General features: G+C 71.3%; 10 protein-coding genes. 6 read left to right on the forward strand and 4 right to left on the reverse strand.

The features are described from left to right. The first annotated feature begins 22 nt into the window (after positions 1-22). Positions 23-328, forward strand: coding sequence for a hypothetical protein (locus AB5J50_RS07625; protein ID WP_369256127.1), 306 nt, complete (start codon positions 23-25; stop codon positions 326-328). 135 nt (positions 329-463) lie between these two features. After that, positions 464-1,303: a hypothetical protein gene (locus AB5J50_RS07630; protein ID WP_369256129.1), complete on the forward strand. Its 840-nt coding sequence runs from the start codon at positions 464-466 to the stop codon at positions 1,301-1,303. Positions 1,304-1,509: 206 nt separating this feature from the next. Here the strand turns inward: AB5J50_RS07630 and AB5J50_RS07635 are convergent, their stop codons facing one another. After that, positions 1,510-1,692, reverse strand: coding sequence for a hypothetical protein (locus tag AB5J50_RS07635; protein WP_151473737.1), 183 nt, complete (start codon positions 1,690-1,692; stop codon positions 1,510-1,512). Between the two features lie 105 nt (positions 1,693-1,797). Continuing rightward, on the reverse strand, positions 1,798-2,853 hold the full coding sequence (locus tag AB5J50_RS07640; protein ID WP_369256131.1) for a fatty acid desaturase: 1,056 nt from the start codon (positions 2,851-2,853) through the stop codon (positions 1,798-1,800). A gap of 243 nt (positions 2,854-3,096) precedes the next feature. On the opposite strand from AB5J50_RS07640, the gene AB5J50_RS07645 reads away from it, so the two are divergent. The 3 genes from AB5J50_RS07645 (at position 3,097) to AB5J50_RS07655 (ending at position 8,658) form a co-directional block, all read left to right on the forward strand. Then, positions 3,097-5,949: an SNF2-related protein gene (locus AB5J50_RS07645; RefSeq protein WP_369256133.1), complete on the forward strand. Its 2,853-nt coding sequence runs from the start codon at positions 3,097-3,099 to the stop codon at positions 5,947-5,949. Beyond that, entirely contained in the window at positions 5,946-7,226 is a 1,281-nt protein-coding gene (locus tag AB5J50_RS07650; protein ID WP_369256135.1) for an SWF or SNF family helicase, read from the forward strand. The genes AB5J50_RS07645 and AB5J50_RS07650 overlap by 4 nt, the downstream gene beginning before the upstream one ends. Positions 7,227-7,314: 88 nt before the next feature. Then, complete coding sequence (locus AB5J50_RS07655; protein ID WP_369256137.1) at positions 7,315-8,658, forward strand: esterase-like activity of phytase family protein; 1,344 nt, start codon at positions 7,315-7,317, stop codon at positions 8,656-8,658. 68 nt (positions 8,659-8,726) lie between these two features. Here the strand turns inward: AB5J50_RS07655 and AB5J50_RS07660 are convergent, their stop codons facing one another. Then, the gene (locus tag AB5J50_RS07660) at positions 8,727-9,341 is read right to left on the reverse strand and encodes a hypothetical protein (RefSeq protein WP_369256139.1); all 615 of its coding nucleotides are present in this window, start codon (positions 9,339-9,341) and stop codon (positions 8,727-8,729) included. A 453-nt stretch (positions 9,342-9,794) separates the two neighbouring features. Next, positions 9,795-10,961, reverse strand: coding sequence for a xylose isomerase (gene xylA, locus AB5J50_RS07665; protein ID WP_369256141.1), 1,167 nt, complete (start codon positions 10,959-10,961; stop codon positions 9,795-9,797). 187 nt (positions 10,962-11,148) lie between these two features. On the opposite strand from xylA, the gene xylB reads away from it, so the two are divergent. Continuing rightward, complete coding sequence (gene xylB, locus AB5J50_RS07670; protein ID WP_369256143.1) at positions 11,149-12,594, forward strand: xylulokinase; 1,446 nt, start codon at positions 11,149-11,151, stop codon at positions 12,592-12,594. Positions 12,595-12,626 lie beyond the last annotated feature (32 nt).

Below are 12,626 nucleotides of genomic sequence, written 5' to 3' on the forward strand. Positions count from 1 at the left end.
CGCGCAGGGGGAAGGTGGCCCGATGTTCGACAGACTCCGCAAGATATGGCGCAAGAAGACGGCCGAGCGGCCGGAGGAACGGCGGCCCGTCGCACCACGGCCGGAGAAGCGTGGGCACAACCTGTTCGAGGCGGCCGCGGCGTATGTGTCGGCGTGTGCCGAGGACGACCAGGACCAGATCGACGAGGCAGCGGCCTGGGTGTCGCCGGAGGCGCTGTCGTTCGGGGTGAACGAACTGGCCTGCCGGGCTGTGATCGCCCTGGCGCGGGAACGCGACGAATCGCCGAGGACGGTGGCCCGTACGCTGCTCGGGCTGCCCGCGACCTGACCCCAGGGGGCCGGGACGGTCGATTCGCCCCTGTCCAGCCGGATAACTGCAGCTCCGGGTGTGCTTCGGGCCCGTGACAAGCGCCTTCCGGTCGCATTATGGTGCGCCGACAAACGTAGCGATGGGGAGGCTGGGATGGCCGGGACGGACGATGACGCCGTCGCCACCGGGGACGACGACGCACTGTATGTGCTGACGGCGGTGTTGCTGACACCCGCCAAGTTCCCCAGCGTGCTGGGGGACGACTACCCGGAGGCCTGCGCGGCGCTCGGCCTCGCGCCGCTCGCCGACGGGTACGGTCTCGTGCTCGGCCAGGACGGCGAGGGCGCGCGGTGGACGGTCGTCGTCGACGACGTGTCACTGGTCGCCGTCGCCATCGCGTCCTGGGACTGCGGGATGGAGCAGGACCTGTCGCCGGACGAGCGCACGGTCGTCGCGGCGCTGCCCGGCTGGCCCCTTGAGGTCGCCGTTTCGGCCCCCGGGGTGCCGGCCCCGCACGACCCCGCGCCCGAGCTCACGGAGCTGCCCCCGCTCAGCCCACCGGACACTGCCACCTGGGGCCCTGCCCAACGGCGCCTCGGCGCCGACGAGATCGCACTGCAGTGGGCGACCTGGCGGGAGCAGATCGACGACGCCGATTTCGTGACGTCGGACGGCGAGGCGCAGGCGAAGGACACCCCGCAGGAGGAGAGCGGCGACGGCGAAGCCCGCAGCGGCATCCGCCGGGTCCTCGCGGAGGCACGCTCCTACGTGGAGACGCCGCCTCCACTTGGCCGTGTCCGCTCATCCTTCGCCACGGGCGACGCCCGGACCCTGCGCGCCGACGGCCCCGGCTGGTCCCTGGTCGCCAGAACCGACGACATCGCCTTCGTCCTCCTCGACGAGGAACCCGGAGAGGTCCTGCCCGTCGGTCGCGGACCGGAACTGCCCGGCCTCCTGGAGGCCCTCGACAAAATGGCCGTACGTCCCAGCTGAGCGGCCGCGCCACACGGCACCCGGCGGCGCGGCCCTATCCGGCGGCTCGCGTCCGGGGCGCCGAGAAGGGTGCCCATCGAGGCATCGAGATCCTCATGGAGCGGGGCATGCGGCCCCGTTCGCGGACCGTACCGGCGGCAGGCCCGCGAGCGGCGCTGTGGTCGACTCCCGCATGCGGGACGGAGCCGCACCAGGGTGGTGGCTCCTCAGCGGCCGAGTTCCTTGCGCGTGACGCGGCGCAGCCTGCGCCGCTGCGAGGGGTCCAGCGCAAGGTATGCGGCCGCCGGGACTCCCAGCACGATCAAGAAGGCGGCCCACCAGGGCAGCCAGATCAGCAGGATGAGGCCGACCGCCACACCTCCTGCAGCGATCTTCGCGTTCTTCGACATGTGTGTCGCCTCCTTCGCGGCTGCTGCCGCTCTCTGTCCTGAGAACGGGTCCCCGCCTCCCACGGTTCCGGACCGCGACCCTGATACGTCCCTGAGCCGCGCCCCCTACTCAACCCTGAGAGGCTCCCCGACCTCATGCATATGGCGCAGGGCCTGTCGGTAGGAGTCGACGAGCCCGGTCTCCGCGTAGGGGATACCCAACTCCTGGCAGTGTGCGCGCACCAGAGGCTGGACGAGGCGCAGATGGGGGCGGGACATGCTGGGGAACAAGTGGTGCTCGATCTGGTAGTTCAGGCCGCCCAGGAACCAGTCCGTCAGAACGGCGCCGCGGACGTTGCGTGAGGTGAGCACCTGGCGGCGCAGATGACCCCAGCGCTCGCCGTCGGGGTCGGGCATCTCCATGCCCTTGTGGTTGGGCGCGAAGGCCATGCCCAAGTGCAGGCCGAACAGTGCCTGGTGGAGGGCGGCAAAGGCCAAAGCCTTGCCGAGGGACATGGAAGTGAGCAGCAGGGCCGCGTACGCGACGACATGGGCCACCAGGAGCAGTGCCTCCACGGCCCGCTCACGCGGCGGCTGCCGGCGAAGGTCCTGGAAGCCGTGGACCTTCAGCGCGACACCTTCGAGGAGGGTGAGCGGAAAGAAGAGCCAGGCCTGGTTGCGGGTGAGCCAGCGCCGGAAGCCGGCCCGGTCCTTGGCCTGCTCACTGGTGAACACCAGGACGTCCGCGACGACGTCGGGATCCTTGTCGATGTGGTTCGGGTTGGCGTGGTGGCGATTGTGCTTGTCGTTCCACCAGGAGTGGCTCATCCCCAGGAGCAGGTTGCCGTGGAGCAGGCCGATCAAGCGGCTGACGGATGAGCTGCCGGTGATCTGGGAGTGACCCGCGTCGTGGCCTATGAACGCCGTTCGGGCCGCGAGAACGGCGAGCACGGGGGCGAGAAGCAGCGACCACCAGGAGTTGCCGATCAGGGCGACACCGGTGATGACGCCGGCCAGGGCCAGCGCGTTCACGGCGATCTCGCGCGCGTACCAGCCGTGGCGCCGTTTCAGGAGCCCCTGGCCCTTGACGGTGCGCAGAAGGGGCGCGAACTCGCTTCCGGGGGTCTGCCCCACGCTTGCCCCTGGGGGCGGTTCCGCGAGGGCGGCGGCGGTCAGGGGCATGGCGGGTCTCCGGTCTCTCAGGGAACGGGGTGACCTGAAGAAAGGTACGAATCAGTGACCTTCGGCGACCATGGCGCCACCACCCGTGTCCGCCCGGGGGCTTTCCGGCGCACCGCAGGGGTGTGGGCACCACCCCGAACGAGGTGACCCACGTCACGGCTCGGCCACGCTTGGCGGCCATCCGGAGTGGTGTATCCTCGGCGACTCGGCCCAGTAGTCAAATTTGAGGAATGCGCCATCGCTGTGCAGAGGATTCCCGCGGCAACTCCCGCAGAGATCTCCGAACTGGCCCGCTGCTGTGCCGTGTTCGTGCCCGCCGATCCGTCCCGTACCGGCAGCGTCGCGTTCTGGCACCCCGAAGGCGGCTCCCCTCCAGTGGTGGCCTCCGGCGACGCCGAGGACCTGACCGTCGTGCTGCCCACCGACGCGGGCGTCGAGCTCGTGACCGTGCCCGCCGTGCTGATTCCCGTACGGGCCGCGCTGCCGGTCCTCACACGCGCGCGTGCGGCCGCGCAGACACACCGGGCGACCGCGTTCTGGGGCGCGGCCGCCGTACTCGCCCTGCAGTTCGCCGCACGCGGACTGCTGCTGCCAGGGCTGACAGCCGGCGACCACGACACATGGCGCGCGGGTCCGCTGCGCGCGGAGGACCTGGAGCGGATCCGCGAGCTGGCCGCCGCGATGCCGCCCGACGCGCACGCGGTGCCGGTGGACGACGCCGCACCGCTGCGGCTGCCCGATCCGGAAGGGCTGCTGCGCGCTTTCCTGGACGCTGTCGCCGACGCACTGCCCCGCTCCCCCGCGGCGGCGCTCGCGGCGGGCGGTCCGGCCTTCGCGGCGCCTCAGTCCCAGCACATGCCCGAGCAGCGCGCCTGGGCCACGGACGTCGCCGCGGTGCACGAAGCGGACGTACGGATCTCCCTGCGCGTCGAGGTGCCCGGACTTGCGTCGGCCGAGTCGGACGAGACACAGCTGACGTTCCGCGCGGTGCTGCAACTGCACAGTGTGAGCGATCCGGCACTCGTGGCGGACGCCTCCGCCGTCTGGGCCGGATCCTCGAACTTCGGCCCTCGCGCGCGGATGGACGCCTTGCTCGCGCTGCGCCGCGCGGCCCGGGCCTGGGCCCCGCTGACTCCCCTGCTCTCGGCGGCCGTCCCGGACGCCGTCGAGCTCGCCGACGAGGAGGTCTCCGAACTCCTCGGTGAAGGCGCCCGCGTGCTGACGTTCGCCGGTGTCGACGTGCACTGGCCGAAGGAGCTGGCGCTGAAACTGACGGCCCGCGCGGTCATCGGACCGCCGGACGAGGACGACGGCCCGGGCAAGGTCGCGTCGGACGCGCCCTCGTTCCTGTCCGCGGACGCGTTGCTCGCCTTCAACTGGTGGTTCGCGCTGGGCGAGCAGCAGCTCACCCGGCAGGAGCTGGACCGGCTGGCCGAGGCGAACCGCCCCATGGTGCGGCTGCGCGACCAGTGGGTCCTCGTCGATCCGCGGGAGGTGCGCCGCGCCCAGGCACAGCAGGACCGCAAGGTCACGCCCATCGACGCGCTGAGCGCCGCTCTGACGGGCTCCGCGGAGGTCGACGGCCACCGGGTCGACGTACGTCCCACGGGATGGCTGGCGGCCCTGCGAGAGCGGCTCGCGGACCCTGAGGCGCAGGAGCCGGTCGGGCAGCCCACCGCTCTCCACGCGACGCTGCGGGACTACCAGGCGCGGGGCCTCAACTGGCTGGCCCGGATGACCTCGTTGGGTCTTGGCAGCTGTCTGGCCGACGACATGGGTCTGGGCAAGACGATCACGCTGATCGCCCTGCATCTGCACCGGCAGACCGACGAGTCGGCCACCGGCCCCACACTCGTGGTCTGTCCGGCCTCCTTGATGGGCAACTGGCAGCGCGAGATCGAGAAGTTCGCTCCCGGCACCCCCGTACGCCGTTTCCACGGTTCACAGCGCAGCCTGGAGAGCCTGGCCGACGGCGGGTTCGTGCTCACGACGTACGGCACGATGCGGCTCGACGCGCCGCGGCTGGCCGATGTTTCGTGGGGCATGGTGGTCGCGGACGAGGCCCAGCATGTGAAGAACCCCTATTCGGCGACGGCTCGGGCGCTGCGCACGATCGGCGCACGCGCGCGTGTGGCGCTCACCGGCACCCCGGTGGAGAACAATCTCTCGGAGCTGTGGGCGATCCTCGACTGGACGACGCCGGGGCTGCTCGGCAGCCTCGGCACGTTCCGTACGCGGTACGCGCAAGTTGTCGAGGGCGGCCAGGATCCCGCGGCGGCCGAGCGGCTCGCCCGGCTCGTGCGGCCGTTCCTGCTGCGCCGCCGCAAGTCGGACCCGGGCATCGCGCCCGAGCTGCCGCCGAAGACCGAGACCGATCGTGCCGTGGCGCTCACCAAGGAGCAGGCGGGGCTGTACGAGGCCATGGTGCGCGAGACTCTCGCGGAGATCTCGGGCGCGGACAGCATGGCGCGGCGCGGTCTGATCGTGAAGCTGCTCACCGGGCTGAAGCAGATCTGCAACCACCCGGCCCAGTTCCTCAAGGAGGAACGGCCGAAGATCCCGGGGAGGTCCGGGAAGCTGGAGCTGCTGGACGAGCTCCTCGACACCATCCTCTCCGAGGGAGCGAGCGTTCTGGTCTTCACGCAGTACGTGCGGATGGCTCGCCTCATCGAGCGTCATCTGGCGGCGCGCGGGGTGTCGACGCAGTTCCTGCACGGAGGGACGCCCATCAACGAACGCGAGGCGATGGTGGAGCGCTTCCAGGAGGGCGAAATCCCCGTCTTCTTGTTGTCGTTGAAGGCCGCGGGCACGGGATTGAACCTGACGCGGGCCGAACATGTCGTGCACTACGACCGCTGGTGGAACCCGGCCGTCGAGGCACAGGCCACGGACCGCGCGTACCGCATCGGTCAGAGCAGGCCCGTCCAGGTGCACCGGCTCATCGCCGAGGGGACGATCGAGGACCGTATCGCCGACATGCTGCGGCGCAAACAGCGGTTGGCCGACGCCGTCCTGGGCGCCGGTGAGGCGGCGCTCACCGAGCTGACCGATGCGGAACTGGCCGACCTGGTGGAGCTGCGAGGGGGCGCACGATGACGGATCGGAACGAGGAGCGTACGTTCGCGGCCCTGCCGCCCGCGGGTGGGCGGGGTTTCGCGCAGACGTGGTGGGGCCAGGCCTGGTTGAAGGCCTTGGAGGACGCGGCGTTGGATTCGGAGCAGGTGAAGACGGGCCGCAGGCTCGCGCGCGCCGGGGCAGTGGGTGCCGTGTCGGTGCGTCCGGGGCGCATCACGGCCATGGTCCAGGACCGCGACCGCACCGCACACCGCGCGGACGTCCTGCTTCAGGAACTGTCCGAGGAGCAGTGGGACCGCTTCCTGGACATGGCCGTCGAGCGCGCCGGGCACATAGCGGCACTGCTCGACCGCGACATGCCGCCGCATCTGGTCGAGGACGCGGCGGCCGCCGGAGTCGAACTCCTGCCGGGACCGGGCGATCTGGAGGCGGAGTGCGGCTGCGGCGCGTGGGACCACTGCGGGCACACGGCCGCGCTCTGCTACCAGATGGCGCGGTTGCTGGACCAGGATCCGTTCGCCCTGCTGCTGATGCGGGGGCGCGGCGAGCGCGCCCTGCTGGACGAGCTCCAGGTGCGCAGCAGCGCGCCCGCGGAAGTGCCGGACACGCCCGACGCTCGTCAGACAGGCGTGGACGCCGCCGAGGCGTTCGCGGCCGGGGACATCCTGCCGCCGCTGCCGGCCGTCCCGAAGCTGCCCGAGGAGCCCGGGCAGCCGCCCTCCCTGGACACCGAGGCCGCGCCCGCGCCCGGACTCGACCCGGACGCCGTGGAGTTCCTCGCGACCGCGGCAGCAGGCGAGGCGTACCGACTGCTCGCCGAGGCGCTCGGTTCCGGGCACGGACAGCAGGCGGTCGAGGCGGAGCCGACCCTTGCCGAGGACGCGGTGCGGCTGGCTGCCGGCAGCCCGGAGCAGGCGATCGCCCAGCGGCTCGCCGTCGGTTCGGGGCGCGATCGCGAGGAGCTGCAACTGGCGGTGTGCGCCTGGCGGTACGGGGGTGTGGCCGCGCTGTCCGTCCTTGAGGACGAGTGGCCCGTGGAGACGGAATCGCTGGCACGCGCGCGTGCCGCTCTGGAGTCGGCGTGGGACGAGGACGAGCGGCCACGGCTGCGCGCCTCGCACAACCGCTGGACGGCGGTCGGTGGGTCCACACAGCTGCGGCTCGGGCGCGACGGCAGGTGGTGGCCGTATCGCAAGGAGCGGGGCCGATGGGTCCCGGCCGGGCCGGCGGTACGGGACCCGGCCACGGCCCTCGCCACGGCCGAGGGGGACCTCAGCGGCGACCCGATGAGTGGTTGACGCTCCACGTTCACCTCGGGGTCACATGTCGTTCGGCGACAGCGCCAACTCTGGCCGCTGTCACCGAACTTGTGCCCCAGGAGGCCCGATGTTCCCGCACGCCGTCGGCCGGCGCCATCTCCACCGATCCGTCGCCGCGGGCGTGCCGCTCGCGGTGCTGGCCGTCTTCGTGGTGGCCGGTACCGCGAGTGGGGCGAGCGACCCGTCGCAGCCGAGCGTGACACGCACCGCGACGCTCGGCGACATCCCGCTGGGCGCGTTCAGCAACGCGCTGCTGCCCGGGACGGTGGACGACGACCGCGGCGTGGACCTCGGCGGAATCGGCAGTGACATCTACCCGGCCGGACGCAAGGGCGAGTTCTGGACGGTCACCGACCGGGGGCCCAACGGCCAGATCAAGGTGGACGGCAAGAAGCGACGGACGTTCCCGGTGCCGGGCTTCGACCCGGCGATCGTGAAGATCCGCGTGTCCGGTGACGCCGTGAAGGTGCTTGACGCGATCCCGATCACCACGTCCTCCGGGAAGCCCGTCACCGGGCTGCCCAACCAGGCGGGGCGCGACGAAGCGCCGTACTCCTATGACGCGCAGACCCCGTTCGCGTACGACGCGAACGGTGTGGACACCGAGGGCATCGTGCGGGCCGAAGACGGCTCCTTCTGGCTCGTGGACGAGTACGGTCCTTCGCTGATCCATGTCTCCGCGCGCGGGAAGGTGCTCACGCGCTACGTGCCCAAGGGGCTGAACCTGACGGGCACGGACTATCCGGTGGTCGAGGCGCTGCCGGCCATCCTGCTGCACCGGAAGACCAACCGTGGCTTCGAGGGGCTCGCCCAACTGCCGGGCGGTGACCTGGTGATGGCCGTACAGAGCCCCCTTTCGCTGCCGGACGGCGCCGCGGGTGACGCCTCGCGCACGACGCGGCTGCTGCGCTTCTCACCCAAGAAGCTCGCGGTGACGGCCGAGTACGCGTACCGCTTCGACCCGGTGAACGTGGTCGACCCGAGCGAGGACGACACATCCGAGCTGAAGATCTCCTCCGTGGTGGCCGTCGGCCGTGATCGGCTGCTTGTCGAGGAGCGCACCGACAAGGCGGCCCGGCTGCAGTGGGTGAAGCTCACGCGGGACGCGAACATCCTCGGCGGCGCGTGGGACACCGACACGACGTCCCCCTCCCTGGAGCAGCTCGACGACCCGGCGGCGGCCGGTGTCCCTGTGCTGCCCAAGCGTCTGGTCGTGGACCTGGGCACGGTCGAAGGAGTGCCCGGCAAGATCGAGGGCGTCGCGCGCGTGGACCACGACACGCTCGCCCTGATCAACGACAACGACTTCGGGATGACCGACGGGACGGGCGCGTTCGACGCGCAGGGCCGGCTGGTGGACAGCGGAATCGAGACGACGGTCAGCTACGTGCGGCTGCCGGACGGGATCTGACCTCGGGACACATGCCGTACGGCACGCGCGCGCGTGGGCGGTGAACAACGGCCACGCGTGCGTGCCGCTCACTTCAGTGGCTTGGTCAGCTTGGGGGTGCCCTCGCCGACGTCCGCCGCCAGACTGCAGGCGACGTTGTCGATGCCTGTCTTGTAGCCGCTGGAGTCCGGGTACTGCACGAGGGTGCCGCGCACGGTGCCCGCGGGCTGGCTGGTCGCCTTGCGTTCCAGCGTCGACTCGCACAGTGCGGACGCGGCCCGCTTGAGGGCGGCGTCGGTCGTGTAACTGCCGTTGAGCTCGGCCACCTTCACGACCTCGGCGTCGTGCGGCTTGGTGCACGAGCGCTTGACGGCCTGCCCGGGCAGGCCGTTGCTCGTGTCGAAACAGTCGCCCTTCTTCAGCATGTAGTACGGCACTTCGTCGTTCGCGAGGGTCGGGAAGAGCGATTGGAGGTCGCTCGGCACCACTCCGCTGGGTACCTCCGAGGGCAGCGTCGGCGTGACGCTGGGCACTCCGGAGGGAAAGGACGGCAGTTCGGACGGGATGATCAGCGAGGGGCTGGGAGAGCTCCGCGTGGCCCCGCTGCTCTCGGTGGGCGACTTCTTGTCCTGCTTGCCGTTTCCGCCGAAGGCCACCACGGCCACGGCGACGATGGCTCCCACGGCCACGATCACGGTGAGCACGAGGAACAGGGGACCGCGGCGTCGTCCACCACCGCGATGACCTCCTGGCCCACCGGGCGATCCAGGAGGCGGTGGCGGCTGCCAGCCCCCGCCACCCTGGCCGGGAGGCCAACCACCTCCCTGCGAGGGCGGACCGTATCCGCCAGGAGGCGGACCATAGCCGCCGGATGGAGGGCCGTAGCCTCCGGACGGAGGGCCGAAACCACCGCCTCCAGGAGGCGGCGTATCTCCCGGAGGCCGAGGGGGCTGGGGCGGTACGGGCGGCATGGCCATACCGTCAAGAGTCGCCTCGAACCGGTCATGACGCGACCCCTGCACGGAAGTTGATACGGACTCATGCCATGGATCACATGATTCCGGAGCATTCCGCGCGGAAATCCATGGAAATCCGCGAACTGAGAACGTAGGGCCCGGACCCGTCCGGAGACAGGCCCGAGCCCAACGGTGCCGCGATCAGCCGCGCGCACCCAGCAGGTGGTCCATCGCCAGCTGGTCCAGCTGCTCGAAGGCCATTCCGCGCGCGGCGGCCGCCTCCACGTCGAAGTCCTCGAAGGCCGCACGGTCGGCGAGCAGCGCCTGCAGACCGTCCGCCGCGGTGGGCTGAGCCAGCTCGTCCAGGCGCGAGGCGCGCAGCGCCTCCTGGACCTCGGGGTCGGCACGGAAGGCCGCGGCACGCTCGCGCAGGATCAGGTAGTTGCGCATGCAGCCGGCCGCCGACGCCCACACACCGTCGAAGTCCTCGGTCCGCGGCGGCTTGAAGTCGAAGTGCTTCGGACCTGCGTAGCCGGCACTCTCCAGGAGGTCGACCAGCCAGAACGCGGAGCGCAGATCGCCCGCACCGAAGCGCAGGTCCTGGTCGTACTTGATGCCCGACTGGCCGTTGAGGTCGATGTGGAAGAGCTTGCCCGCCCACAGGGCCTGCGCGATGCCGTGCGGGAAGTTCAGCCCGGCCATCTGCTCGTGGCCCACCTCGGGGTTGACGCCGTACATCTCCGGGCGCTCCAGGCGCTCGATGAACGCGAGCGCGTGGCCGACGGTGGGCAGCAGGATGTCGCCGCGCGGCTCGTTCGGCTTCGGCTCGATCGCGAACTTCAGGTCGTAGCCCTGAGAGATCACGTACTCGCCGAGGAGGTCGAAGGCCTCCTTCATACGGTCGAGAGCGACGCGTACGTCCTTGGCGGCGCCGGACTCGGCACCCTCACGGCCACCCCAGGCGACGTACGTCTCGGCGCCCAGTTCGACCGCGAGGTCGATGTTGCGGATCGTCTTGCGCAGCGCGTAGCGGCGTACGTCACGGTCGTTCGCGGTGAACGCGCCGTCCTTGAAGACGGGGTGCGTGAACAGGTTGGTGGTGGCCATCGGCACCTTGAGACCCGTCGCGTCCAGGGTCTGCCGGAACCGCTTGATGTGCGACTCGCGCTCACTGTCCGAGGACCCGAAGGGGATCAGGTCGTCGTCGTGGAAGGTGACTCCGTAGGCACCGAGCTCGGCCAGACGCTGCACCGATTCGACCGGGTCCAGGGCGCGCCGGGTGGCGTCGCCGAACGGGTCCCTTCCCTGCCAGCCGACGGTCCACAGGCCGAAGGTGAACCTGTCATCGGGGGTGGGCTGGTAGTTCATGCCGCGGCTCCTTGCTAGCTCCGACTATTTCGTCATGGCAGTTTACAAATTAGTATGCGAACGCATCTCTGGGAAGAGACGATGTGTCTCCGTATGGAGACGAGGGTGCGCAATCCGGGCCATACCGGTTCGGGAAGCCCTCCAAACCAGGACAGATCCCGCGGAGCCGCGGAAGAGGGAGAGCCCGATGTCAGCAGCCGAGGGTCCGCTCGTCGTCGGGGTGGACACGTCCACCCAGTCCACCAAGGCCCTGGTCGTCGACGCGTCGACCGGTCAGGTGGTGGCGAGCGGGCAGGCGCCGCACACCGTCTCCACGGGGGCGGGCCGCGAGAGCGACCCCCGACAGTGGTGGGACGCGCTCTGCGAGGCCCTGCACCAGTGCGGCGACGCGGCACGCGAGGCCGCGGCGGTGTCGATCGGCGGCCAGCAGCACGGGCTCGTCACGCTCGACGCCCAGGGCGACCCCGTACGCCCGGCCCTGCTGTGGAACGACGTGCGCTCGGCGCCGCAGGCGCGTCGGCTGGTCGAGGAGCTGGGCGGCCCGAAGGCGTGGGCCGAACGGATCGGCAGTGTGCCGGGCCCGTCCTTCACGGTCACGAAATGGGCCTGGCTGGCCGAGAACGAACCGGACGCCGTCCGGGCGACCGCGGCCGTCCGCCTGCCGCACGACTACCTCACCGGACGCCTCACCGGACAGGGCACGACCGACCGCGGAGATGTCTCCGGTACGGGCTGGTGGGCGTCCGGGACCGAGGCGTACGACGAAGAGGTCCTCGCGCACGTCGGCCTCGACCCGGCCCTGCTCCCCCACGTCGTCCGGCCCGGTGAGGTCGCCGGAACCGTGCACGCCGGAAGTGGGCTGCCGTTCTCCCGGGGCACCCTGGTCGCCGCAGGCACCGGTGACAACGCGGCCGCCGCGCTCGGCCTCGGGCTGCGCCCCGGCACCCCGGTGCTGAGCCTCGGTACCTCCGGCACGGTGTACGCCGTATCGACGCGGCGCCCCGCCGACCCGACAGGCACTGTGGCGGGCTTCGCCGACGCACGCGGCGACTGGCTCCCGCTGGCCTGCACCCTGAACTGCACCCTCGCCGTCGACCGTGTCGCGGCGCTGCTGGGCCTCGACCGCGAGGCCGTCGAACCGGGCGCGGGTGTGACACTGCTCCCCTACCTGGACGGTGAGCGCACTCCGAACCTGCCGCACGCCTCGGGGCTGCTGCACGGGCTCCGGCACGACACGACGGGCGGGCAGCTGCTGCAGGCGGCGTACGACGGCGCGGTCCACTCGCTGCTGGGCGCCCTGGACCTGGTGCTCGACGCGGACGCCGACCGCTCCGCCCCGCTGCTGCTGATCGGCGGTGGAGCCCGGGGCACGGCCTGGCAGCAGACGGTACGCCGGCTGTCGGGGCGGCCGGTTCAGGTGCCCGAGGCGAAGGAGCTGGTCGCGCTCGGAGCTGCCGCGCAGGCGGCGGGCCTGCTGACCGGCGAGGACCCGGCCGCGGTCGCCCGGCGCTGGGACACCGCCCGCGGGCCCGTGCTCGACGCCGTGGAGCGGGACGACGAGACGCTCGCGAGGATCGCCGGGGTACTCTCCGACGCGGCCCCGCTGCTGGAACGGGAGCCGGACCGGAACTGATCAGGTACTGATGAAAGACCGCCCCCAGGGGA

It is taken from the genome of Streptomyces sp. R35, assembly GCF_041053035.1.
Lineage (GTDB): Bacteria > Actinomycetota > Actinomycetes > Streptomycetales > Streptomycetaceae > Streptomyces > Streptomyces lutosisoli.